This is a genomic window from Polaromonas sp. A23 (genome assembly GCF_002001015.1).
In the GTDB taxonomy this organism is placed as follows: domain Bacteria; phylum Pseudomonadota; class Gammaproteobacteria; order Burkholderiales; family Burkholderiaceae_C; genus Polaromonas.
The window spans coordinates 1-24,193 of the sequence record NZ_MUNO01000050.1 but is presented as its reverse complement, the minus strand read 5'-3'; the positions used below and the strand labels follow the sequence as shown (position 1 = coordinate 24,193).

The following is a 24,193-nucleotide window of genomic DNA, read 5'->3' as shown; positions in this document are numbered from 1 at the left end:
AGCCTCTCGCTGCAGCCACCACCCCGAACCGAGGCCCGGGGCGTTTGCAGACTCCTAGACCATGCCCGACTTGACCATGGTGGCGCGCAGGCTGGCCATGTCGTCATCGACAAACTTGTCGAAGGCGGCACCGGTGAGCACAGCAGGCGTCCAGTTGTTTTTCTCGGAGGCTTCCATCCAGGCCTTGGATTTGACGGCCTTGAGAATCATGTCGGTCAGAGCCTGACGCTCGGCGGCAGAGATACCGGGTGCGCCGTAAACGCCGCGCCAGTTGCCGATGACCACATTGACACCCTGCTCCTTGAGGGTGGGCACGTTGATGCCCTTGAGGCGGGTGTCGGACGTGACGGCCAGTGCCCTCATTTTTCCGGTGTTGATATATTCGGCAAACTCGCTGTAGCCGCTGCCGCCTATGGTGACGTTGCCGCCCAGGATGGCCGCTGTGGCTTCACCGCCGCCACGGAAGGCAACGTAGTTGATCTTCGAAGGATCAACGCCGACTTCGCGGGCAATCATGGCCGCCGCAATGTGTTCTGTGGATCCGCGCGAGCCGCCGCCCCATTTCACGCTGCCGGGGTCTTTCTTGAGCTGCGCAATCACGTCAGCCATGGTCTTGAAAGGCGAGTTGGCAGGCAGCACAAACACGTTGTACTCGCTGGTCAGGCGCGCAATCGGCGTGACCTGGGACAGGCTGACGGGCGGCTTGCCGGTGATCAGGCCACCGAGCATGACCGCTCCCATCACCATCATGGCATTGGGGTCACCCTTGCTGCCGTTGATGAACTGGGCCAGGCCGAGCGCACCCGCGGCACCGCCCTTGTTGTCGTAGGTCACTGTAGATGCGGCAGTTGAGTCCTGCAGGGCTTTGCCCAGTGCGCGGCCGGTGGTGTCCCAGCCGCCGCCGGGATTGGCGGGGATCATCATTTTGACGCTGGCCGCAGCCCGGGCCGAGAGTGGGAAAGCACCCGCAGCGGCAAGTGCCGCCAGGGATTTGAGAAAAGTATCGCGACGCATGAATGTCTCCGTGTGATGTAGTAACAGGTGGATCATGCGCCGCCTGTCTGTCAAACGGCTGTCCAAAAGCACTGGGGAAAGTGCTAATGTCGTGTCATGCTGTTGAACATGAAATTGCTGCTGATCGAGGACGACCCCTCCATGCAAACTGCCTTGCAACGCGCACTGAGCCGGCGCGGCATGGACGTGCTGGGTTGCACCGACGGCCGCAAGGCGCTGGCGCAATGGACCGCCGCGCAGCCCGACGTGGTGGTGCTGGACTTGAGCCTGCCCGGGATGGATGGCCTGCAGGTGCTGGAGCAGGCGCGCAGCCAGGGCCTGACAACGCCGGTACTCATCCTCACGGCACGCGGCACCGTCGGTGACCGCATCATCGGCCTGAACACGGGCGCAGACGATTACCTGCCCAAACCGTTTGATCTCGACGAGCTCGAAGCCCGCCTGCGTGCCCTGAGCCGCCGGCGCACAACGTCAAGTACCGAACCCGGCAGCGGGGACCATCTGGCGGGCCAGCTCAGATATGAGAAAGACAGCGGCGCGATTTACCACCGCGACCAGATCCTGGAGCTCACGCCCCGTGAACTTGCCCTGCTGCAGGCCCTGATCGTCAAGCCCGACCAAGCGGTGTCAAAGGAAAGGCTGTTCGAGCTGGTGTTTCCCGGCGAAGCCGACGTGCAATACGAAGCGGTCGAAGTGGTGGTGTACCGGCTGCGCAAAAAAATAGCACACACCGGTGTCACCTTGGTGACCCTGCGTGGCCTGGGCTACCTGCTGAAAGTGGATGTGCAATGAAAGGTGGTGAGGCTGACGTGCGCAGTGCCGGGCCGACCCAAACGAGCACAACCCCCTCGGGGGGCAGTGCATCACACGAAGTGAAAAGCGTGGGGGTCGAAGCTTTCAGCGCCGGGCCGTCCCAAGCAAGCACAACCCCATCTTCCGGCGAAAGGGGCAACGCAACGTCGGAGGCACACGAAGTGAAAAGCGTGGGGGTCATGTCCCTGCGCAAGTACCTTCTGCTGGGCATCCTGATCCCGGTGGGTTTGCTCGTCACTGCCAATACCGTGAGCCTGTACAGGCAAGCCCTGGACGCGGTCAACACCGCCTATGACCGCACACTGCTGGCCTCGGCCAAGTCGATTGGCGAGCAGCTTGATGTGACCGGTTATGACGAACAGTCCGTGCTGCGCGTGACCGTGTCTTACGCGGCACTGGAAGCGTTCGAGGCCGACAACCAGAGCCGTCTTTTCTACCGGGTATCCAGCCTCAAGGGGGAGATGGTCTCGGGTTATGCCCAGCTTCCTTTCTGGCGCGGCCATATTCCTGCGAAGCCGCCCTACTCCGCGTTGGTTGATTTTTACGACGACGTTTACGCGGGAGACGCGGTGCGCGTGGGAGTTCTGCTGCAACCGGTGGCCAGCTCGCAGGGACGTGGCATGGCCGTCGTGCAGGTCGCCGAAACACTGGAACTGCGAACCACCCTGGCCCGCAAAATCCTGGTCGACACCTTGTGGCGGCAGGCGCTGCTGCTGGTCGTCATCGCGCTGGTGGCCGTGGTGGTGGTGCAGCGCGCCACGCGCCCGGTGCGGCGTCTCAGCGCAGAACTGCAGGCACGTCCCGAAGGGGACCTGACCGCCATCGCCGCACCGGACGCGCCGCGCGAATTGCTGCCGCTGGTGGAAGCAACAAACGATGTGATGGGCCGCCTGCAACACCTGCTGGACAATCAAAAGCGGTTTGTGCGCGACGCGGCGCACCAGCTTCGCACGCCGCTGGCCGTGCTCAAGGTGCAGGTGCAGTCCGCATTGCGCGGCGACATGGACGCCCTGGCTGCATTGGCCGAAATCAACCAGACCGTGGATCGCGCCACCCTGCTGGCCAACCAGATGCTGGCGCTGGCCAAGGTGGAGCAATTGCGCCAGCAGGCCGACCTGGGTCCGGTCGACATGGCGGCCATCGTCCGGGCCGTGGCGCTGGACCTTGCGCCGCTGATTGCCGAGAAAGACCTTGACTTCGATATCGAAACCACGCCAGCCAGCGTGCACGCCCACGAATGGATGCTGGGCGAGCTTTGCCGTAACCTGCTGCATAACGCCATCAAGCACAGCCAGCCGTGCGGCGCGCTGTCGGTACGGCTTGTCACCGATTCGCAGTACCTGGCCCTGACGGTCAGCGACAGCGGTCCGGGCATTTCGGGCGAGCTGGCAGCACGTCTGTACCAGCCTTTTTCCGCCGGCAATGTGCGCCACGGCTCGGGCCTGGGCCTGGCCATCTGCCGCGAGATCACGCAGGCGCTGGGGGGCAGCGTCACGCTCGAAAACCGCGAAGACCATGGGCGTATTACCGGGCTGGATGCAACGGTGCGGCTGCCACTGGTACACAATCACGAGTGATGAAAACAATGCACGCAGATCGACGGCTTCAGAAGCGACCGGAGTTGACGGATGCGTCTTGACAAGTGGCTGTGGGCCGCACGGTTTTACAAAACCCGCTCCCTGGCAAGCGAGGAAATCGGCAAGGGTCGCGTTCAGGTCAACAGCCAGGAAGCCAAACCGGCCCGGGAAGTCAAACCCGGCGACACGGTGGCCATGCGGCAAGGACCCGTCACCCGCACGGTGCTGGTGAAGGCCCTGAGCCAGCAACGCGGACCGGCGCCTGTCGCACAGCAACTCTACGAAGAAACTGCAGACAGCCTGCGCCTGCGTGAAGCGGCGGCCGAGCAACGGCGCCTTGGCGCCGACCCGGCCGGTGGCTATGAGCACGGTCGTCCCACCAAACGCGACCGGCGCAGTCTGGACAAAGCCCAGGACAAGGCTTGGGGTGACCGCTGGAGTGCCTCGGTAGACCAATGAGGAGTTGGCATTTGCTATTGTTTTAATAGCTATTCACGTCCACCACTCGTGGGGAAATGGCCGATTTCGTTAACAAAAAAGTCTTTTCAGGGCTTGGACGACCCAGTCAGGCCTCAGCTGGCCTGCGCATAGGCCCGTTGCGCCAACGCGCGCGCCAGCAAGTCGGCAGGATCGACCAGTTCCAGACGGTCCATGCCTGGAACCGAGCGCAAGACCAGCGGAATTTCCGTGCAACCAAGTATGAGCGTTGACAAGCCGTGCCGTTGGGCCAGCGTGCGAGCCACGTCTGAAAAGCAGTCGTGCGCAAGCGCCAGGTTGCCCACCTTGACGCCGTCGTAGATGCCCTGCATCAAACGCTCACGCTCAGCAGGCAGAGGCGTGTGGCATACCAACCCTGCCTGGCGCAGCGCCTGGTCGTAAAGGCCGGCGCGATAAGTACCCTCCGTTGCCATCAACCCCACTTCGCGCACGCCGCGAGCGGCCAGCGTCCGGGCCACTTCGCGCGCCACATGTAGCACCTCGATCTGCGGGAAACGTTCTTGCAGCGCACCATGCCATGCATGCGCCGTGTTGCAGGCAACAGCAACTGTCGTGGCGCCGAGTGCAGCCAGCTTGCCCACGGCCTGCAGCATCGGGTCCAGCGGCTGGTGTGCGCCCAGGTCGCTCGACTCCAGAGCCGCGCTCCGGTCAGGAACAGGCACCTGCGCCAGCCAATGCTCGGGAAACGCCTGATCCGACACCGGAATGTTGAGCTCCCGCATACGGTCAGCGCAGGCCTGAACGAACAGCCGTGCAAAGTCTGCGCCGGCGGCCGGGCCCATGCCTCCCAAAATGCCGACAACCGGGGTTCTGCTCATGTGTTGACCTTCATTTTTTTGCATTTCGGCCGACTGGCCTGCCGACCTCCAGGGTCAACAAGTGATCATCCGGCGCATGGCGCTGCAGACCGCATCGCAGTCCGCGTTTGATAAAGACAGAACTGGCGGCTCGGCACCTGCGGGGCCTTGCCACCCGGGAACATCAGGCGGCAAGGCCGCCTTGTTCGCAATTACAGTGCAGGCTTGTCGCTTGCCGCCTTGAGGTTGGCTTTGAGTTCCGCACTCATTGGCAGATTCAGGTTGACGCCCTTGGGAGGAATCGGCGACATGAACCACTTGTCATAGAGCTTGCTGAACTCGCCCGATTTCATCAGGCGCGAGATGGTGCCGTCGACCAGCTTCTTGAACTCGGGGTCGTCCTTGCGCAACATGCAGCTGTAGGGCTCGACCTGCAGCGCATCACCCACCACTTCCAGGGAAGCCGGGTTCTTCGAGTTGGCCATCAAGCCAAACAGCAGGATGTCGTCCATCGCAAACGCCACAGCGCGGTCATTTTCAACAAGCAGCAGGGAGTCATCGTGGTCTTTGCCCAGGATGATCTGCATGTCGAGTTTTTTGTCGGTGCTGTACTTGCGGATCACCTGCGAGTTGGTGGTGCCGGTGGTGCTGGCAACTGTTTTTTTGGCGAGATCAGCGTAGTTCTTGATGGCCGAACTCTTCTTCACCAGCAAGCGCGTTCCGGTGTAGAAATGGTTGACGGCAAAAGCCACGTCCTTGCCGCGTGTGGAGTTGTTGGTGGTGGATCCACACTCCAGGTCGTAAGTGCCGTTGACCAGAAGCGGAATGCGGTTCTGGGAAGTTACCGGCATGTACGAGACTTCAAGATTGGGCTTTTTAATCTTCTTGCGCACGTCATCAATGATCGCTTCGGTCAGTTCCACCGAAAACCCCACCGACTTGGTCGATCCGATCAGGTAACTGAAAGGAACCGAGGCTTCGCGGTAGGCAACAGTGATCTTGTTGCTGTCGGCGACCTTTTTCAGGGTCTGTGCGCCTGCCGTCGTTGCCAGGCCGGCTGCCAGCAAGGTGGCAATCATGAGAGTCGAGTACTTCATACGAGTCCTTTCGGGGAGCAGAGGGTGTGAGGGAAAGTAAGTGTTGGCATGGCCAGTGTATGAACACTTCGCTGCACGTGTTATTCATTTTGGCGACAAACCCATGATGAAAACTCATGGCTTACCCGCCGCAGGCATGGTTGCAGCGCGCACATAACCCCCCGTCATGGCCGCAGCGAATTCAGCATTGTTCAAGCGCATATGCATTGCTTAAAGTGGCCGCTCTTCCAAAAAAACCAGGGGCTTTTATGCATGTGTGTGTGCTGGGCGCGGGGATCATCGGACTGGCCAGCGCCTACAGCCTGCGCCGCGCCGGCCACGAAGTCACGGTGATTGACCGCGCCAACCCCGGCAGCGGCGCCAGTGGCGGCAACGGTGCTCAATTGAGTTACTCCTACGTGCAGCCCCTGGCCGATCCAGGAATCTGGCGGCAACTCCCCAAGTTGCTGCTTTCACGCTCTTCCCCGCTCAAGCTGCAGCCTCGCCTGGACCCGCAGCAGTGGTTGTGGGGTCTGCAATTTCTGGCCGCCTGTAATGGCTCGCGCTCACGCGCAAGCACGGCATGGCTGTTGAGGCTTGCGGCATCGAGCCGGCAGGCCTTTGACAGGATGATGGAGGAGGAAAAACTCGACTGCGATTTTTCGGCCACAGGCAAATTGGTGTTGTATCCGACACCGAACACGTTTGCCGCTGCAAAGCGGCAGCTGTTGCTGCAGCGGCAATTGGGCAGCATCCAGGAAGCCGTGAGTGCCGATCGCTGTGTCGAAATCGAGTCGGCGCTAAAAATGCATCATCGGCAAATCGCCGGCGCAATTTACACGCCCGGTGAATGTGCCGCCGATTGCCAGAAAACCTGCGACGGGCTGCTCACCGTTTTGCGCCGTGATGGCGTTCGTTTTTTGCTGGGCACATCCATCGCCCAACTGGAAGTACGCGGCGAGACGGTGGTTGCGGCCACAACCTCACAAGGCCCCGTTGAGGCAGACCACTATGTTCTGGCGCTGGGCGCCGACTCTTCCCGCATGGCGCGCACGCTGGGCATTCACCTCCCCATTTATCCGCTCAAGGGCTACAGCATCACTGTGGAGGCGGACGAATCAACCGGCGCAGCACCGTCGGTAAGCGTGACAGACAGCGCACGCAAGGTGGTTTTCGCGCGCATCGGTTCACGCCTCAGGGTGGCCGGCATGGCAGAACTTGCGGGCTACAACACCGCCGTCTGCCCGAAGCAAATCGCCTCGCTCCAGGCATCAACCCAGACAATTTTTCCTGGCTGCAGTTCATTTGAAAATTTATCCCCGTGGGCCGGCATGCGGCCGGCCACACCTACCGGTTTGCCGGTGATCGGCAGGCACGCGAAAGGCCCGCCCAACCTCCTGTTCAACACCGGACACGGGGCACTGGGTTTTACTTTGGCATTTGGTTCTGCCGAGCGAATCAGCACCATGCTGTCCGGGGAAACGAGTCAGCGCGCGATCACTTGATCAGGGTCACTGTTTCAGCCCCACCCGTGCGGGACAAAGCCTGCTGAAAGCAATGCACAAATGATTTGACGGCTACAGAAGCAGGCTTGGCGGCAGGCAGCAAAGCCTTGATGGGCACGGCAATCAATGGCTCCAGCGCCAAAACATCCACGCGCTTGAGGTCCACCGAGGCGGCCGTACAGGAATCAACCAGCGCAACGCCCAGCCCATGGTGCGCCAGGGCCAGGGCCGAGTGATAGGTCTGCACGGTGATGGCAATGTCCAGCCCAACCTCTGCCTCGCGGCAGGCATTGTTGAGGCTGCGGCCCACAGGGTCCAGCACGTCCAGACCAATCACGGGAACCTTGTTCAAATCGGCCAGCGTGACGGAGCCCCGCTTGAGCAGTCGTGCGGAAAGCATTCCTTTGGGGGCGATACACACGACACGCCCGTCGGCCAGGTGCTGCTGGGAAAGCGCCGGATGCGTCACCGGGCTGAGCAGGAAACCGACGTCCGCTTCCTGCAAAGCCAGCGTCGACACAATCTGCGGCGAATGCAAAGCCTTGACGGTAATGGCGATCTCGGGGTGCTTCACCCGAAAAAGCTTGATGGCATGCGGGAGGATTTCATAACTCAGCGCCAACACGGTCAGCAGTCGCAGCTCCTTGGCGCTCTCACCCGTTCTGAGATTGACCGCCAAACGCTGCACTTCATCCAGCATTCCGAACAGGCGTTCGATATGCGGGTACAGCGTCAGCGCTTCAGAAGTGGCCGTCAGCCGGCCCTTGCTGCGCTGAAAAAGCGCAAAACCAAGCTGCAGTTCCGCATGCTGGAGAATGCGGCTGACCGCCGGCTGAGTCACGTTGATCAACCGTGCAGCACCGCTCACACTGCCGGTGAGCATGACGGCATTGAAAACTTCGATGTGGCGCAATCGCATGGAGGGGTCCGGACTTCTTTTTCAGACAAGCAACAGGCGGAGATTATCCTGCCGCTACGTCACCTGGCCCGCCGCTCCAGGAAAACACGGGCCATTCGCCCGTTTGCCCGTTCACGTCTACCCGCAACGCGCCTTTTTGATCACCCCGGCTGCATCCACATCCAGGTTGAGACGCTGGGCATTGAACTCCATGGTGACGACCTGGTTGGGACGCAATACCCGTGCCATGTAAGACCCGGAACGCTGGCGCGCCTCTTCGATGACACTGGCACCGGCCGTCTTTCCAATGGCGAATTGCGCACCCTGCGCATTGCAGGCAGTACCCGGCGGGGGTGGCGGCATCGGGCTGGTGGGCTGGTTGCCGCCAGGAGCCGTACAACCAGCAAGGGTAACAAGACCGGCCAGCACAGCACTGGTCATCAGGGGTTTCAAAGACATGTGTTCTCCGGAAAAAGCAAAAGCGCCACCATAACAAGAGCGGCCGCGCGGTGCGCGCTTTTTTACGCCTGGTTGCCAGCGAAGGCACTGCTGACTGCAGGCGCAAATCACACACCCATAAAAAAGCCACCTTGCGGTGGCTTTTTATCTGGCGGAAACGGAGGGATTCGAACCCTCGATGAGGCTCTACACCCCATACTCCCTTAGCAGGGGAGCACCTTCGGCCACTCGGTCACGTTTCCTGATTTCTGGCTAACGCGAATTATCTCACGTCTTGGGCGCCTGTCCACCCCGAGGGGCACAAGACTCAGGCGGGGGGCTGGTCCAGGTCAAAAGCCTTGTGCAGTGCGCGCACGGCGAGCTCCATGTATTTTTCGTCAATCACGACCGAAGTCTTGATCTCGCTGGTGGAGATCATCTGGATGTTGATGCCTTCTTCGCTCAGGCAACGGAACATTTTTGCCGCGATGCCCACATGGCTGCGCATGCCGATGCCCACAATGCTGACCTTGCAGATCTTGGCGTCGCCGGTGATCTCCTGCGCACCCAGCTTGGGCAGCACTTGCGACTTGAGCAGATCAATGGCACGGGCGTAGTCGTTGCGGTGCACGGTGAAGCTGAAGTCGGTCTTGCCGTCCTTGCTGATGTTCTGGATGATCACATCGACTTCGATGTTGGCATCTGCCACAGCACCCAGGATCTGGTACGCAATGCCCGGGGTGTCAGGAACACCCAGGATGGAGATTTTGGCTTCGTCGCGGTTGAATGCGATGCCCGATACGATGGCTTGTTCCATTTGTTCGTCTTCCTCAAAACTGATCAGGGTGCCGGACTTGGCCTCTTCGTCGATGTCGATGTCCCAGGGTGTGAAGCTTGAAAGCACACGCAGGGGCACTTTGTATTTGCCCGCAAACTCCACCGAGCGGATCTGCAGCACCTTGGAGCCCATGGATGCCATCTCGAGCATCTCTTCAAAACTCACGGTGTGCAGGCGGCGTGCTTCAGGCACGACGCGCGGGTCGGTGGTGTAGACGCCGTCCACGTCGGTATAGATCAGGCACTCATGCGCTTTCAGCGCAGCCGCCACGGCCACGGCCGAGGTGTCTGAACCGCCGCGGCCCAGCGTAGTGATGTTGCCGGCGTCGTCCATACCCTGAAAACCGGTGATGATGACCACCCGGCCGGCATCGAGGTCGGCGCGCACACGCTTGTCGTCAATCGACTCGATGCGGGCCTTGGTGTAGGCGCTGTTGGTCTTGATGGCGACCTGCCAGCCCGCGTAGCTGACGGCTTCCATGCCCTCGGCCTGCAGCGCAATGGCCAGCAGCGCGCTGGAGGCCTGTTCGCCGGTGGCGGCCAGGGCGTCAAGCTCCCGGTGGAAGGCGTCGCTGGCTTTGCCGGGGGCCAGCTCTTTGGCCAGGCCCAGCAGGCGGTTGGTTTCGCCACTCATGGCACTGGGAACCACGACCATCTGGTGGCCGGCGCGAGCCCATTTGGCCACGCGTTTGGCGACGTTGCGGATACGCTCTGTCGAGCCCATCGACGTGCCACCGTATTTATGAACGATCAATGCCATTGCAGGGTGTCAATCAGGAGTTGGTTGCGAACATTGCTATTGCTGAGGGCGGCCTTACCGTTTTCACCCCGTACAGAAGGCCAGAGCCGCCAGCAAAGCCTTCAATTATACCTAGGACAACTACCTAGATGAGCCTGCATTGACAAGCGTCTACGCGGTGTAGTGCAACCGGTCCCCGGCCCGCGTCACGTGACCGGACGCAATCTTGAGATGAATCTGGTGGCCCCGCGTGGTGCAGGCTGCCACCTGCGAGAGCAGTTGCTCCAGCTGCGCCGCACTGGGCGCGGCCTGGTGGAAATCACGCAGCCAGGTACGCAGCGCGTTGGCCTGACGTGCCGGCGACAAACCCTGCAGGGCCTTGATCGTGGGCGGATTGCCCAGCGCTTTCAGGTCTTCACGCGCCACCTCCAGCAACAGCGCCTGCGCCTGGGCCGCGTGCTGGGCACTGCGTGCAAAAGTTTCGCGAAACTGCGGAAAGGCCTCTGCCAGTGCAGGCAACAGGCGGGCGCGAATGCGGTTGCGGGTGAATCGCTCGTCGGTGTTGGTGGGGTCTTCAATGAAGGCCGCGCCCCGGCGCGCCAGCCAGGCGCGGATTTCGGGCGCCGGCACCTGCAGCAAGGGGCGGTGGTACGCCAGCCCGTCGCGCTGCCAGCTGGCCGGCATGGCGCTCAGGCCGGGCAAGCCAGCGCCGCGGCTAAGCGCCAGCAACATGGTCTCCACCTGATCGTCGGCATGCTGGGCAAGCGCTATGCTTTTGATAGCTAATTGCGCCCGTTCCTCCTGGGCAAACACCCTGAAAGCTTCATAACGCGCCTTGCGGGCGGCATCTTCCGGGCTTTCGCCCGGGGCATGGCTCGCCTGGACCCGAATCACCCGCAACGGGACCTGCAGTTGCGCGCAGAAGACTTCACAGTGGCTTGCAAATCCGTCGGCAGCGGCCTGCAGGCCGTGGTGAACATGCACCGCCCTCACCTGCCCCGGCCATTTTTCGACGCAGGCCAGCAGCAAGGCGGTGGAGTCTGCACCGCCGCTATAGCCCACAGCCAGGGGAAGTGCGGGAGAAAAAACGCGCATGGCGTCATCCAGCAAAGTGCTCACGTGACGGCTCCCAACCCTGCTGTGCCGTGGGCGTGGGGCAAGGTCTGGCATGCAGGCGGCTGGCAGCTCATGGCCCGATTATCGGTGGATGCCGCACAGCAAAAACCTGCACAAAAAGCGAAAAAAGCTGTTTTGCGCTGTCAGAAGAGCGTCAGCACCGTATGGATACTGAATTTCCCAATAACGGAGACATATCCATGAAATCCCCCCTGCGCCTGGCGTGGCTTGCTGCCATCCTGCTCATAGGTTCCCTGCTCAGCGGCTGCATCGACAGCACCTTTTCACGCGGCTTGTTTGAGGGCTACGTCGTCGGCCAGACGCAGGAGCAGGTCATCGACAAGGTAGGCAAACCGACATCGGAAGAGAAGTCCGGCGACGCGATGAAATGGGTCTACAAGAAAAAGACCTTCGACCCGGACAGCATGAATGCCGTCGATGCGATCACCACGATTGTTTTCCAGCCCGATCCAGCGACAAAGAAACTCGCGGTCTCCGTGCAATTTAGCTAGAGCTGGCCCAAGCAGGCCCTATTTCGCGTCCGCCTTGGTGTCGGTGTAGCGGCCATAACTTTGCAGGCGCTCGTAGCGGCGGTCCAGCAGTTCCTTGACCTTGAGGTCACTGACCTGGCGGAAGGCGTCATTGAGCGCACGCTTGAGAAAGGCGGCCATCTGCTTGTGGTCGCGGTGCGCGCCGCCCACCGGCTCGTTGACGATCTTGTCGATCACGCCCAGTGCCTTCAGGCGATGCGCGGTGATGCCCAGGGCCTCGGCGGCTTCTTCGGCCTTGTCCGAGGTCTTCCAGAGGATGGAGGCACAGCCTTCCGGGCTGATCACTGAATAAATCGAATACTGCAGCATCACGACCTGGTCAGCTACGGAAATGGCCAGTGCACCGCCCGAACCACCCTCGCCGATGATGGTGGTGATGATGGGCACCTCGAGTTGCGCCATTTCAAAAATATTGCGGCCTATGGCTTCGGACTGGCCGCGCTCTTCAGCATCAATGCCGGGGTAAGCGCCAGGGGTGTCGACAAAGGTGAACACCGGCAGCTTGAACTTTTCGGCGGTTTTCATCAGGCGCAAGGCCTTGCGGTAACCCTCTGGCTTGCTCATGCCGAAGTTGCGCAGTCCGCGCTCTTTCGTGTCGCGCCCTTTTTGATGGCCCAGCACCATGCAGGCGGTGCCATTGAAGCGGGCCAGGCCGCCAACGATGCTCAGATCATCGGCAAAATGCCTGTCGCCGTGCAGTTCAACAAAGTCGGTGAACAGCTCGTTGACGTAGTCCAGCGTGTAGGGCCGCTCGGGGTGGCGCGCGATCTTGGTGATCTGCCAGGGCGTCAGATCGCTGTAGATGTCTTTGGTGAGCTGCTGGCTCTTCTTGGCGAGCTGGTCGATTTCTTCGGAAATATCGACCGCTGACTCGGTCTGCACGTAACGCAGCTCTTCAATTTTCCCTTCAAGCTCCGCAATCGGTTGCTCGAAATCGAGGAAGGTCTTCTTGGCCATGTTATGCCTCCTGACGAGCCGCCTCTAAGGAGGCATGCGCCCCCTCGGGGGGCAGTGAACGAAAGTGAATGTGGGGGCTCATTTCTGCTCCTCAGGCTTTTTTGGTGGGGTTACTCGGCACCCAGAACCGGCAAGGGGTCCAGCGAGCGCCAAATATACCAAGTTGCGACGCTGCAATACGGCGCCCAGGCGGCGGCCACTTCGCGCGCATCGCTGCGGCTCACTGACTCGCCCGAAAAATAGTTCTGGCTGATGCCGCTGATCAGGCCCACATCGTCCAGCGGAAGCACATTGGGCCGTGTCAGGTAAAAAATCAGGAACATCTCGGCCGTCCAGCGGCCAATGCCGCGAATGGCCACCAGCTCGGCAATGATGGCTTCGTCGTCCATCGCCTGCCAGTCCTTGACGTGCACGGTGCCAGCGTCGAAATGAATGGCCAGGTCGACCAGATATTCAACCTTGCGCGCGCTCAGGCCAGCAGCGCGCATGTCGTCCACCTTGAGCTTGAGCACGTTGCCGGGCGTCATCTTTCTGGGCAAGGCGTCAAAGCGGTGCCACACCGTCTGCGCCGCCTTGACGGAAATCTGCTGGCCGACGATGCTGCGCGCCAGCGTGCTGAAAGCATCGCCGCGCGACTGCAGGCAGGCGTCACCAAACTGGGGAATCAGGCGTTTCATGACCCGGTCTTTCTTGACCAGGTGCTTGCAGGCCTCTGCCCAATAGGCGGGAATCGTGGTGGCAGCCGGCTCAAGCACCTCGGCCAGCTCAACGCTGGCCGGCCCGCTTTTTACTATCTTTTTCATAGCTGCTCGCGCATACCATTCAAGGGCTGGAGGCCGAAAAGGCTTGTATTTTTAATCAAGATTGCACTTCCCAGGTCGTACCGGCGGACGAATCCTTCAGCACGATGCCCCGCGCGAGCAAATCATTGCGGATCCGGTCGGCTTCAGCAAAATTCTTGCCAGCCTTGGCCGCGGCGCGCTGGGCAATCATCTCCTGGATGGCCGCTTCGTCCAGCGTAGCCCCGGCTTGCAAAAAGGTGGCCGCGTCGTTTTGCAGCAAGCCCAGGCAGGCGCCCAGCGCCCGGAGCAAGCCGGCCAGTTCGGCAGACCGGGTCTTGTTGATTTCGCCGGCCAGCTCGAACAACACGGCGACGGCTTCGGGCGTGCCGAAGTCTTCGTCCATGGCTGCCTTGAAGCGGGCTGCGAACGGGTGGGTCCAGTCCAGCTGGACCTCGGCCGGCTTCACAAGATGCAAGGCGGTGTACAGGCGCTTGAGCGAATTGCGGGCGTCGTCCAGGTGTGCATCGCTGTAGTTCAACCCGCTGCGGTAGTGCGCACGCACGATGAAAAAGCGCACGGTCTCGGGGTCGTACTTGGCCAGAACCTCGCGGATGGTGAAGAAGTTGCCCAAGCTCTTGGACATCTTCTCGTTGTCCACACGCACAAACCCGTTGTGTACCCAAAAGTTCGCCAGAGGCTTGCCATTGGCCGCTTCGCTCTGGGCAATTTCATTTTCATGGTGCGGAAACTGCAAGTCGGCGCCGCCACCATGAATGTCGAAGGTCTCACCCAAGGTGCCGCGGCACATGGCGGAGCACTCGATGTGCCACCCCGGACGGCCCGGGCCATAGTCGCTTGCCCATTTGGCATCGTCGGGCTCGGTGGGTTTGGCGGACTTCCACAGCACGAAGTCGAGCGGATCTTCCTTGCCGTCAAGCACGGCCACGCGCTCGCCGGCACGCAATTCGTCGAGCGACTTGCCCGAGAGCTTGCCGTAGCCGGGAAACTTGCGCACCGCATAGTTCACGTCGCCGTTGCCAGAGCGGTAGGCCAGGCCTTTTTGCTCCAGCGTGCCAATCATGTCCAGCATCTGCGGCACGTATTCAGTGGCGCGCGGCTCCAGCGTGGGCGGCTCGATGCCAAGCGCGCCGATGTCCTGGTTCATCGCCACGATCATCTCGTCGGTCAGCGTGCGGATGCTGATGTTGCGCTCCACGGCACGCTTGATGATCTTGTCGTCAATGTCGGTGATGTTGCGCACATAGGTGACCTGGTAGCCGCTGGCCCTGAGCCAGCGCTGCACCACGTCAAAGGCCATCATCATGCGGGCGTGGCCGATGTGGCACAGGTCATAAATGGTCATGCCGCAGACGTACATGCGTACATGGCCGGGCACCAGGGGCGAAAAATCTTCTACGGCACGCGTCAGCGTGTTGTAAATACGAAGGCTCATGAAAAGTCTGGGTGTTCAGTCCGGCTGGAAGCGCCGAAACCGGAAGGGGATGCTGGAAAGGAGGCAGGTCATCAAGTGCATCAGCAAAGGGGGAAAGCTGCTCCGAAAGATCAATCAACAGGGAAGGCGGAGGGTGATTTTCACCGGGACTTAAACTATACCCCTCAGATACAATCTTCCAGTATAGCCAGCACGGGCAAAGACCCATGCCGCAGACTGTAGCGCCGGTTTTTCCCAGGTACCCCTTTCATACCTGCCACCCCATGTGTTTCAGAGGAATTATGTCCAAGTCAGCTTATCCTTCAACCCGGGCGTTTCCCGTTGCCCTGCGCTGGCTGGCTCTGGCGGCAGCCATGTTCATCACGGCTGCGCACGCCGACGACTACGCCGACGTGAATGCCCTGGTGCGTTCGGGGCAGCTGCCGCAGGCGCTGGCCAAAGCCGACCAGTATCTGGCCGCCAAGCCGCGCGACCCGCAGATGCGTTTTATCAAGGGCGTGATCCAGACGGAGGCGGGCAAACCGGCCGACGCGATTGCCACCTTCACCAAGATCACCCAGGACTACCCTGAACTGCCCGAGCCCTACAACAATCTGGCTGTGCTTTATGCCGGTCAGAACCAGTACGACAAGGCCAGGGCCGCCCTGGAAATGGCCATTCGCACCAACCCGAGCTACGCCACAGCGCATGAAAACCTCGGCGACGTGTACGCCAAGCTTGCCAGCCAGGCTTATAGCAAGGCCCTGCAGCTTGACGGTGGCAACAGCGCCGTGCCCCCCAAGCTGGCCCTGATCCGCACGCTCTTCAGCGCTGAAGCCAAAAACCAGAAGCCGGCCGCGGCCGCTCCCGCATCGCCCCCGGTGGTAGCCCAGGCGCCGGCCGCGCCGGCCAAACCAGCGGTGGTGCCCGCACCGCCTGCCGCACCGCCAGTTGCTGCAGCACCAGCAGCCCCCGCTGTTACACCAACTCCCGCGCCCGCAGCCCCGGCTCCCACGGCGGCAGCCAGTGCCGCCGGAAAAGACGTGGAAAACGCTGTCAAAGCCTGGGCCGGCGCCTGGTCCGCCAAGGACATGAACGCCTACCTCGCAGCCTATGGCAAGGACTTTGACACGCCCGGCAAGCAGACCCGCAAGGCCTGGGAAGAAGACAGGCGCGCGCGCATCGTCGGCAAGTCGAAAATCAGCGTGAAGCTGAGCGAGCTCTCGGTCGACGTCAGCGGCAGCAAGGCCACCGCGAAATTCAGACAAGACTACAGTGCTGACACGCTCCACATCTCGAGCCGAAAAACCCTGGACATGACCAAAGCCGGCGAGCGCTGGCTTATCGTCAGGGAATCCACGGGCGGCTAATGACTGGCGGCGAGGCCGGCGCGTACTTACCAGCGCCTAACTGACATGTTTTTTCGACTCTCCATTCCGCGGGCGCCCGCCACCTCCGCAACTTCCGTCATCGCGGCCTTGGCTATGCTGTGTGGAACCCCCGTGTTTGCGGAGAATGCGGAAAAAAAATCAACCTCATCGGGAAAACCGGGCATGGCAGCAGCCAACGGGCATGCCAAATCACCGGCTCGCATCCCCACACGGCCCGTGGTTCGCGACGGAGAAGCCGAAGCCCGCCTGATTGAGATCTACAAACTCGCGGGCCAGTCCAAAGGGCGCGAAGCACTGGCCAAAGCCGAGCGATTGGTCAATGACCACCCCAACTTCCAGCTAGCGCAGCTGGTTTATGGCGACCTGCTGGCCGCCCAATCCCGGCCGTTGCGCACGCTCGGCGACGTCTCCGACAGCACCGCCAAAGCCGGCGCCAGCACCCTGGCCGAGCTGCGCCAAGAATCGCTGATGCGCTTGAAAGCGCTGCGCGAGCGGCCCGCGCCCGGCACCATCCCGTCGCAATTCCTCGCACTGGCGCCGCGCAACAAACACGCCATTGCCGTCGATGCCTCGCGGTCACGGCTTTATCTGTTTGAAAACACGCCAACCGGGCTCAAGCTTCTGGGTGACTATTACATTTCATTGGGCAAGTCAGGCACCGAAAAAACCGTGGAAGGCGACGCGCGCACGCCTCTGGGAATTTATTTCGTCACCAGCAATCTTGACCCAAAGTCGCTCAAGGACTTCTACGGCTCGGGTGCCCTGCCCATCAATTACCCCAACCCGCTGGACGTTAAACGCGGCAAAACCGGCGGCGGTATCTGGCTGCACGGCACCCCGCCCAACCAGTTCTCGCGCGCACCGCTGGCCAGTGACGGCTGCGTTGTGTTGGCCAATCCGGACCTGGAGCGCATCATCCGGACGGTCGAGGTGCGCACCACACCAGTCGTCATCGCGCAAAGCCTCAAGTGGGTAGCGCCGCACAGCGCCAAGGCAGATGGCAAGTCTTTTGAGGAGGCGCTGAACAACTGGCACCAGGCGAAATCAGGGGGTGATCTGGCCATGTTGACCAGCCTGTACAGCAGCGACTTCAACAGTTATGGCAAGACGCTTGCAGACTGGACGGCGGTGCTCCGCAGTGAAGTGGACAAACGGGCGGGCCGCACGGTACAGCTCAAGGACCTGTCCTACCTGCGCTGGACCGACAGCGCCGACACCATGGTGGTAACCTTTGGCGAAGTGCTGAGCGGCTCACGCACAGGCCCGGTGCGGCGCCAGTACTGGGTGCGCCAGGGCAAGCAGTGGAAGATATTTTTTGAAGGAGTGATTGGATGACTTTGAGCAACAGCACCCTGGGCCGGCGTGCCTGCCTGATGATGGCGGCACTGGGCCTGGTGGCAAGCCAGGCATGGGCGGAGGGCGCGGCCGGTGCACCCCGGGTGAAATTTGCCACCAGCGCCGGCGATTTTGTGGTCGAGGTCTATCCCGACAAGGCACCGAAAACCGTCGAGAGTTTTCTACAGTACGTGAAAGACAAGCACTACGACGGCACGGTTTTTCATCGCGTGATCGAGAACTTCATGGTTCAGGGCGGCGGCTACGACGCCAAATACGCCGAAAAGAAAACCCGCGCACCCGTGCCACACGAAGGTCGCGAAGCATTGGCCAAGGGTGGCGACAAAAACGTCGTCGGCACGCTGGCCATGGCCCGCACCAACGACCCGCATTCAGCATCCTCGCAGTTCTTCATCAACGTCAAGGACAACGACTTCCTGAACCCCACGCCGATACCGCCTGGCGACCCGGTGCCGAAGTTTGAGTACCAGGGCCGCGTTTACGAAAATACGCCACGCGCCCAACTGGTGAACGCGCCGCAGCTGTTCGGCTACACCGTCTTCGGCAAGGTCGTCAGCGGCATGGACGTTGTGAACAAGATCAAGGCCACCCCCACCGGCGCGGGCGGGCCCTTCCCCAGCGATGTGCCCAAAACACCCATTCTCATTAACTCTGCAACTCTTGTTAAGTAACCCATCATGAGCAACCCCAAAGTCGAACTCCACATTGCAGGCCACGGCGTCATCACGCTTGAACTCGATCAGGACAAGGCACCGAAGTCGGTCGCCAACTTCCTGAGCTACGTCAGCAAGGGCCATTACAACAACACGGTGTTCCACCGCGTGATCCCGGGCTTCATGGTCCAGGGCGGCGGCTTCGAAGTCGGCATGAAACAAAAGCCCACGGATGGCGAAATCGAGAACGAGGCCAACAACGGCCTGAAGAACGACCACTACACCGTGGCCATGGCGCGCACCAATGCACCGCACTCGGCCAGCTCGCAGTTTTTCATCAACGTGTCGGACAACGCCTTCTTGAACCACACTGCCCCCAATGCCTCCGGCTGGGGTTACGCCGTGTTTGGCAAAGTGGTCAGCGGAAACGATGTGGTCGACAAGATTGCTGCCGTCAAAACCGGCCGCAAGGGCTTTCATGACGACGTGCCGCAAACCGACGTGGTGATCGAAAAAGCCGTCGCACTGGCCTGATTTCCGGCCCCGTGAAAATACCGTCGACCGTGCCCCGGATTGCAGAGCTTCAGGCTCCGCCCTCCTGGCGCACGGTCGATTTCATTTCCGACCTGCACCTGCAGTCCGCCGAGCCGGCCACATTCGAAGCCTGGCGGCACTACATGGAAAGCACGCCGGCCGACGCGGTCTTCATATTGGGCGACCTGTTTGAAGTCTGGGTCGGGGACGACATCGTCGGCACCGATCTGGCAGTCTCTCCGTCAGAAAGCGATGGAAGTTTTGAAGAACACTGTGCCCGCGTCATGGGTCAGGCTGCGGGCCGGCTGGCCCTCTTTTTCATGCACGGCAACCGTGATTTTCTCGTGGGCCAAGGCCTGATGGGACTTTGCAACACCACGCTGCTGGCCGACCCGACCGTGCTGGACTTCAACCACCAGCGCTGGTTGCTCTCGCACGGCGATGCGCTGTGCCTGGGCGATGTGGACTACATGCAGTTTCGCCGCCAGGTACGAAGCATCGACTGGCAGCGCGCCTTCCTGGCAAAACCACTGGCAGAACGCCAGGCCATCGCGCGCGGCCTGCGTGAGCAAAGCGAGGCGCGCAAAAAATCGGGCGCCACCTACGCCGATGTAGACAGCGGTGCCGCGCTCCAGCAATTGCAGGCAGCCAAGGCACACATTCTTATTCACGGCCACACCCACCAGCCGGCAGTGCACGATCTGGGCCACGGATACTCACGCGTGGTGCTCAGCGACTGGGATGCAGCCGCACAGCACCCACGCGCGGAAGTGCTGCGCCTGACAGCGGGCGGCCTTCGGCGCATCGCATTGCTGTAAAGCGCCGGCATGTTCAAGCGTTTGCGCCAGCTCCTGGGCCTTCGTCGTGCGCGCCCTGAAACCATTCCCGACAAGCTTTGGCAGGCCATGCTGGCTGATTACCCGTTTCTTGCAGAACGATCTGCCGCCCAACTGCTGCACTTGCGCGGTCTGGTCAGCGAGTTTCTGGCGCACAAGGAGTTCAGCGGGGCGCAAGGCCTGGTGGTCACCGACGCCATGGCCATTGCCATCGCCGCGCAGGCCTGCCTGCCGGTGCTGCACCTGGGTCTGGGCTGGTATGACGACTTCGTGGGCATCGTGGTGCATCCGGGCCAGATGGTGGCGCGCCGCGAAATGGTGGACGAGGCCGGTGTGATGCACCGCTACAGCGAAGTGCTGTCCGGCGAGGCCATGGACCGCGGGCCGGTCACCCTGAGCTGGCAGGACGTAGCCTCGGCCGGCGCACTCGCCGGGCACGGCTACAACGTGGTGATCCACGAATTCGTCCACAAGATCGACATGCGTGACGGCGCAGCCGACGGTTGCCCGCCGCTGCCCTCGCGCGCGGCGCACGCCGCCTGGCGCGATGTGATGCAACCTGCCTATGACGCCTTTCGCGAGCAGGTCACCATGGCTGAACGTTTCGGCGGCCAAGTGCCCTGGCTGGATGCCTACGGCGCCACCGCGCCGGCAGAGTTTTTTGCCGTGACTTGCGAAGCCTATTTTGTGAACCGCGACCGCTTCACGCAGGAGTTTCCGGCGTTGACGCAGCTGTACGACCAATTCTTCAAGGTAAATCAGCCACTAGCCCTTTGAATACGGGCGCCAGCAGCTACTTATTTGATAGCGTATTCCGACCCACCGGTCTCTCCCGAAATTATCTCTGGCGAAATTATTTTTCACAGCCTTTAACCCCATCGGCCCACCCCGTTCGTTTCAGTCAGCTCCACTACTTTTTATGGAGCTCACATGAAAACCACCCTTCTTGCCTTTTCCCTGGCACTGGCTACCGCCGCCTTCACCCTGCCGGCCCATGCCGTGGGCAGCCTGGCCGACGTCACCGTGATCGACCGCCATTCCGGCGCGACACTCCCGGTGTACCGCCACCGCGGCGAATACTGGGTGGCGGGCCAGTACGGCGCGAAATACTCGATCATGGTGCGCAACCGGCTGGGCGAGCGTGTGCTGGCTGTCACCACCGTAGACGGCGTCAACGTCCTCAGCGGCGAAACCGCAGCCTGGGAGCAGACTGGTTATGTGTTTTCACCCTGGCAACAGTACGCGGTGACCGGCTGGCGCAAAAGCAGCAGCGAAGTGGCCGCCTTTGAGTTCTCCGGCGTTGGTAATTCCTACGCTGGACGCACCGGACGGCCCGGCAACGTGGGCGTGATCGGCGTCGCGCTGTTTCGCGAAAGGCTGCCCGAGCCGGTTGCCCAGGCGCCGGCCTATTCGCGGCGCGAAGAGTCACGCAACGACTTCGACGGTCGGCTGCGCGGTGCCCCCGTACCTTCCCCGGCACCGGCATCACCCTCGGCCGCAGGCAGCGCCGGCCTGGCTGATCGCAGCGCCAGCGAATCGTCTGCCCAGGCGGAACGCGCCCCTTCTTCTGCCGACAGCCTGGCCAAGTCCTACAACACCCCTCCGGCCGCTCCCCGCCCTGCGCCGCAGCTGGGCACGGCCCACGGCCAGCGCGAAACCTCGGTGGTGTCGCACACCAGCTTTGCACGGCTGCAGGCGCAACCCAACGAAATCATCCGCATCCGTTATGACAGCCGAGAGAACCTGGTTGCCGCCGGCATCATCCGCGAACCAGTGGTGCAGTTGCCGGTGCCCAACCCGTTTCCGCAGTCGGGGAACACTACTTACGTGCCTGATCCTTATTGAGCCCCCACGGTTGCTCACTGCGTGTAGCGCCCTGCCCCCCCGGGGGGCCGCTGCGCGTGCGGGCCGGCAAAGCCGGACCCGCGGCCCCTGCTTGATGGGGAGACCGCTCGCTGCGCTCCGGTACCTTGCGGCGAGCCGCTGTCCTGAAGAAGCCTTGTGCTGCGGCGTGCTAATGTGCGGCATGCCTAGTGCCGCACCGCCCGCCGACGATGCCCAGGACAGCGACGAGTCGCTGATGCTGCGCTACGCCGGCGGCGATATCAGTGCATTCGATGCGCTCTATGCGCGGCATGAAATGGGTGTGTGGCGTTATGTGTTCCGCAGTGTGCGGGTGCAGGCGGTGGCCGACGACCTGCTGCAGGATGTGTGGTTTGCCGTCGCGCGGCAAGGCGCGAGCTACCAGCCGACGGCCCGCTTCAAGACCTGGCTGTTCACCATCGCGCACAACCGGATGGTTGACCACTTCCGCACGGCGAAGAACCATGCGAGCATGGACGACCATGGGGACGACGATGAAGAGAACGGCCTGGCCCACACGCTGGCGGCCGACTCCGGTTTTGGCCCGGTGCGCCAGTTGCAGTCACGGGAGCAGGCCGAGGCGCTGATCACCGCGGTAGAGCAGTTACCGGCAGACCAGCGCGAAGCCTTTTTGCTCCAGGCCGAAGCCGGCCTGAGTGTTGAAGACATCGCCAGCACCACCGGCGTGAGTTTTGAAACCGCCAAGAGCCGACTGCGTTATGCCCGGCGCAGCCTGCGCCAACAGCTACAGGAGTTTGCATGACAGAACCCCGTCAAGGCGATGAGCTGACACGGCGCTACCACGAGGCCAGCGCGCAGGACACGCGCCGCCCGGGTGTGCACGTGCGCGACGCCGTGCGTGCGCATGCGCAGGCGGTGCTTGACGCAAAGGCCGTCACCCACGCAGCCGCGCCGCAGGTACCTGCGGCCAACCAGTCGCGCTGGAAGATATCGTTGCTGGCCAGCGTCGCCCTGGCGGGGCTGACGGGTTTGCTGGTGCTGCAGTTCGACCGTGGCACCCCCGAAGAGAAAGAACTGGTGGCCGGCCGTGGAGCGGCGCCTGCGGCAGTTCCCGCTCCATCTGCTACGCCCGTGGCGCCCGTAGCTCCTGCAGCGCCCGCCCCCTCGACACCCGCCAAGTCTTCCGCAAAGCCGGCAGACAGCGCAGCGACAGCCGCTGCAACTTCCCCCGCCAGACCACCAGCCCCGCGCCCTGCTCCGCCAGTCGCGGGCGCCAGAACAGATACTGCAGCTGTCAGCAGGGAACCTGCAGCGCAGCTGGCGGAAAGCGCACACCCCCCAGCGCCGGCAACCGCCGCGCCTCCTGCTCCTGCTCCTGCTCCTGCTCCTGCTCCTGCTCCTGCTCCTGCTCCTGCTCCCGCGCCCGCACCTCGTTCTGAACCGAAACCCGCGATGCAAGCTGCTCCTCCGAGCCGGATGGCAGACGCTGCAAGTGCGGCAGACGAGCCCGTGCCCATCGTGAAAGGTTCGGCTGCGCCCGCCGCCCCGGTCGCTCCAGCCACCGCTTCAGCTGCATCCGCGGCAGCCCCGGCTCCTGTGGCAAGAAGCGCAATGCCTGCCGCACCGAATGCGCAGGAGGACCGTGCCGCACAAACACAGCGCAACCGCGCGGAAGTGGGTTTGGCGAAAACACAGGAGCGCGCTGCGCCGCAACCGCTGCACGAGGCTGCACGCAGCGGCCAACTCGCGCAGGTGGAGCGCCTGATCGCGCAGGGTGCACGCATCAACGCGCCCGACGAAGCCGGCCGGACGCCGCTGATGCTCGCCGCCATTCATGGCCACACCGCGGTTGTGCGGCGCCTGCTGGCTGCCGGGGCGAACCCTGCGCTGGTGGACCGGGAGGGGGTGAATGCGTTGGGGTATGCGCGGCGGTTGGGGTGGGGGGAGATTGTGCGGGTGATTGAGGCTGGGTCCTGAGGAAGCGTTCTTCTCGGGGTCTGTTAGTCAAATACGCCTTTTGCCCTTTTGATACGGTCACAAGCAGCTATTGAATTCATAGCATCTTGATCATCCATTAATCTGGCTTGTCATCCCGGACTTGATCCGGGATCCATGCAGGCGATTCTCTAACGCCACATCTTCCACCGTTCGGGCTGAGCTTGTCGAAGCCTGTGCAAGCTTGTGCGGCTGTGGGTCTTCCTGCAAGCCGGGTCTCGCCCCGGCGGGCGAGGCACTTTTCTTTGCGTCGCCAAAGAAAAGTACCCAAAAGAAAGGCGACCCGATGGTCTGGGTCCCTTCGCTGCGCTACGGGCAACCTGCGGTGCTCGCCGAAAGCGGGGTCGAGCTCGAACTCGCTTCGCTCAGACAATCGCTCGCCCTGATCCGCTTTCGGCTGCGCTCCTCGGCCCAGCCCGACGGGTGGGAGAGTGAATTCGGGTACAGGGAGACCTGACGCGCGAAGCGCGTCAGGTCGGATTCCGTTGGCCGTCATGTTTGCACGTGGCAGCAGCACACGCGGCCAAATGAAGTCCCCCTCCATCGCCCAGCGGGGCGAGGGAGGGGTTAGGGG

At 62.1% G+C, this 24,193-nt stretch carries 25 protein-coding genes and 1 tRNA gene; 15 read left to right on the top strand and 11 right to left on the bottom strand.

The window, feature by feature from the left end:
- Positions 1-54 precede the first annotated feature (54 nt).
- On the bottom strand, positions 55-1,014 hold the full coding sequence (locus B0B52_RS21270; RefSeq protein WP_077595684.1) for a tripartite tricarboxylate transporter substrate binding protein: 960 nt from the start codon (positions 1,012-1,014) through the stop codon (positions 55-57).
- 96 nt (positions 1,015-1,110) lie between these two features.
- Here B0B52_RS21270 and B0B52_RS21265 point away from each other — a divergent pair, with 96 nt between their 5' ends.
- The 3 genes from B0B52_RS21265 (at position 1,111) to B0B52_RS21255 (ending at position 3,863) form a co-directional block, all read left to right on the top strand.
- The gene (locus B0B52_RS21265; RefSeq protein WP_077595683.1) at positions 1,111-1,806 is read left to right on the top strand and encodes a response regulator transcription factor; all 696 of its coding nucleotides are present in this window, start codon (positions 1,111-1,113) and stop codon (positions 1,804-1,806) included.
- Between the two features lie 200 nt (positions 1,807-2,006).
- Entirely contained in the window at positions 2,007-3,404 is a 1,398-nt protein-coding gene (locus tag B0B52_RS21260) for a sensor histidine kinase (protein ID WP_077595803.1), read from the top strand.
- Positions 3,405-3,455: 51 nt separating this feature from the next.
- Positions 3,456-3,863 carry an RNA-binding S4 domain-containing protein gene (locus B0B52_RS21255; RefSeq protein ID WP_077595682.1) on the top strand — a complete coding sequence of 136 codons (408 nt, stop codon included), beginning with the start codon at positions 3,456-3,458 and terminating at the stop codon, positions 3,861-3,863.
- Positions 3,864-3,976: 113 nt separating this feature from the next.
- On the opposite strand, the gene B0B52_RS21250 is transcribed toward B0B52_RS21255, so the two are convergent.
- Together B0B52_RS21250 and B0B52_RS21245 are read right to left on the bottom strand one after the other, a co-directional pair.
- A complete protein-coding gene (locus tag B0B52_RS21250; protein WP_077595802.1) occupies positions 3,977-4,720 on the bottom strand; it encodes an aspartate/glutamate racemase family protein in 744 nt (247 codons plus the stop codon).
- Between the two features lie 191 nt (positions 4,721-4,911).
- A complete protein-coding gene (locus B0B52_RS21245) occupies positions 4,912-5,796 on the bottom strand; it encodes a transporter substrate-binding domain-containing protein (protein WP_077595681.1) in 885 nt (294 codons plus the stop codon).
- 248 nt (positions 5,797-6,044) lie between these two features.
- Between B0B52_RS21245 and B0B52_RS21240 the strand changes: the two genes are divergently transcribed.
- Positions 6,045-7,280 (top strand): D-amino acid dehydrogenase, encoded by a 1,236-nt coding sequence (locus B0B52_RS21240; protein ID WP_077595680.1) that lies wholly within the window; start codon positions 6,045-6,047, stop codon positions 7,278-7,280.
- Here the strand turns inward: B0B52_RS21240 and B0B52_RS21235 are convergent.
- The 5 genes from B0B52_RS21235 to tilS all read right to left on the bottom strand — a co-directional run bounded on the left by B0B52_RS21235 (position 7,273) and on the right by tilS (position 11,287).
- Positions 7,273-8,199, bottom strand: a complete 927-nt coding sequence (locus B0B52_RS21235; protein ID WP_077595679.1) for a LysR family transcriptional regulator — start codon at positions 8,197-8,199, stop codon at positions 7,273-7,275. The genes B0B52_RS21240 and B0B52_RS21235 overlap by 8 nt on opposite strands.
- A gap of 117 nt (positions 8,200-8,316) precedes the next feature.
- A complete protein-coding gene (locus tag B0B52_RS21230) occupies positions 8,317-8,637 on the bottom strand; it encodes an I78 family peptidase inhibitor (protein ID WP_077595678.1) in 321 nt (106 codons plus the stop codon).
- Between the two features lie 149 nt (positions 8,638-8,786).
- Positions 8,787-8,879 (bottom strand) — tRNA-Ser (locus tag B0B52_RS21225).
- Positions 8,880-8,944: 65 nt separating this feature from the next.
- On the bottom strand, positions 8,945-10,213 hold the full coding sequence (locus tag B0B52_RS21220) for an aspartate kinase (RefSeq protein WP_077595677.1): 1,269 nt from the start codon (positions 10,211-10,213) through the stop codon (positions 8,945-8,947).
- A 150-nt stretch (positions 10,214-10,363) separates the two neighbouring features.
- A complete protein-coding gene (tilS, locus tag B0B52_RS21215; RefSeq protein WP_371327420.1) occupies positions 10,364-11,287 on the bottom strand; it encodes a tRNA lysidine(34) synthetase TilS in 924 nt (307 codons plus the stop codon).
- A gap of 24 nt (positions 11,288-11,311) precedes the next feature.
- Here tilS and B0B52_RS22360 point away from each other — a divergent pair, with 24 nt between their 5' ends.
- Both B0B52_RS22360 and B0B52_RS21210 read left to right on the top strand, forming a co-directional pair.
- Entirely contained in the window at positions 11,312-11,512 is a 201-nt protein-coding gene (locus B0B52_RS22360; RefSeq protein ID WP_139352058.1) for a hypothetical protein, read from the top strand.
- Positions 11,509-11,820 (top strand): hypothetical protein, encoded by a 312-nt coding sequence (locus B0B52_RS21210; protein ID WP_077595675.1) that lies wholly within the window; start codon positions 11,509-11,511, stop codon positions 11,818-11,820. Before B0B52_RS22360 ends, B0B52_RS21210 begins: the two co-directional genes overlap by 4 nt.
- An 18-nt stretch (positions 11,821-11,838) precedes the next feature.
- Here the strand turns inward: B0B52_RS21210 and B0B52_RS21205 are convergent, their stop codons facing one another.
- The 3 genes from B0B52_RS21205 to cysS all read right to left on the bottom strand — a co-directional run bounded on the left by B0B52_RS21205 (position 11,839) and on the right by cysS (position 15,051).
- Positions 11,839-12,816 (bottom strand): acetyl-CoA carboxylase carboxyltransferase subunit alpha, encoded by a 978-nt coding sequence (locus B0B52_RS21205; RefSeq protein WP_077595674.1) that lies wholly within the window; start codon positions 12,814-12,816, stop codon positions 11,839-11,841.
- 110 nt (positions 12,817-12,926) lie between these two features.
- Positions 12,927-13,619 (bottom strand): DNA-3-methyladenine glycosylase, encoded by a 693-nt coding sequence (locus B0B52_RS21200; protein WP_077595673.1) that lies wholly within the window; start codon positions 13,617-13,619, stop codon positions 12,927-12,929.
- 55 nt (positions 13,620-13,674) lie between these two features.
- A complete protein-coding gene (gene cysS, locus B0B52_RS21195; RefSeq protein WP_077595672.1) occupies positions 13,675-15,051 on the bottom strand; it encodes a cysteine--tRNA ligase in 1,377 nt (458 codons plus the stop codon).
- Positions 15,052-15,332: 281 nt separating this feature from the next.
- Here cysS and B0B52_RS21190 point away from each other — a divergent pair, with 281 nt between their 5' ends.
- The 9 genes from B0B52_RS21190 (at position 15,333) to B0B52_RS22800 (ending at position 23,601) form a co-directional block, all read left to right on the top strand.
- Complete coding sequence (locus B0B52_RS21190; RefSeq protein WP_077595671.1) at positions 15,333-16,400, top strand: nuclear transport factor 2 family protein; 1,068 nt, start codon at positions 15,333-15,335, stop codon at positions 16,398-16,400.
- Between the two features lie 45 nt (positions 16,401-16,445).
- Complete coding sequence (locus tag B0B52_RS21185; protein ID WP_077595670.1) at positions 16,446-17,756, top strand: murein L,D-transpeptidase family protein; 1,311 nt, start codon at positions 16,446-16,448, stop codon at positions 17,754-17,756.
- On the top strand, positions 17,753-18,448 hold the full coding sequence (locus B0B52_RS21180; protein ID WP_077595669.1) for a peptidylprolyl isomerase: 696 nt from the start codon (positions 17,753-17,755) through the stop codon (positions 18,446-18,448). Before B0B52_RS21185 ends, B0B52_RS21180 begins: the two co-directional genes overlap by 4 nt.
- A gap of 6 nt (positions 18,449-18,454) precedes the next feature.
- Complete coding sequence (locus B0B52_RS21175) at positions 18,455-18,964, top strand: peptidylprolyl isomerase (RefSeq protein WP_077595668.1); 510 nt, start codon at positions 18,455-18,457, stop codon at positions 18,962-18,964.
- 11 nt (positions 18,965-18,975) lie between these two features.
- Complete coding sequence (locus tag B0B52_RS21170; RefSeq protein WP_254425804.1) at positions 18,976-19,782, top strand: UDP-2,3-diacylglucosamine diphosphatase; 807 nt, start codon at positions 18,976-18,978, stop codon at positions 19,780-19,782.
- A 9-nt stretch (positions 19,783-19,791) separates the two neighbouring features.
- Complete coding sequence (locus tag B0B52_RS21165; RefSeq protein WP_077595666.1) at positions 19,792-20,577, top strand: zinc-dependent peptidase; 786 nt, start codon at positions 19,792-19,794, stop codon at positions 20,575-20,577.
- A gap of 153 nt (positions 20,578-20,730) precedes the next feature.
- The gene (locus tag B0B52_RS21160) at positions 20,731-21,645 is read left to right on the top strand and encodes a hypothetical protein (protein ID WP_077595665.1); all 915 of its coding nucleotides are present in this window, start codon (positions 20,731-20,733) and stop codon (positions 21,643-21,645) included.
- A gap of 181 nt (positions 21,646-21,826) precedes the next feature.
- Positions 21,827-22,426, top strand: a complete 600-nt coding sequence (locus B0B52_RS21155) for an RNA polymerase sigma factor (protein ID WP_077595801.1) — start codon at positions 21,827-21,829, stop codon at positions 22,424-22,426.
- Positions 22,423-23,601: an ankyrin repeat domain-containing protein gene (locus tag B0B52_RS22800; protein WP_139352057.1), complete on the top strand. Its 1,179-nt coding sequence runs from the start codon at positions 22,423-22,425 to the stop codon at positions 23,599-23,601. The genes B0B52_RS21155 and B0B52_RS22800 overlap by 4 nt, the downstream gene beginning before the upstream one ends.
- Positions 23,602-24,193 lie beyond the last annotated feature (592 nt).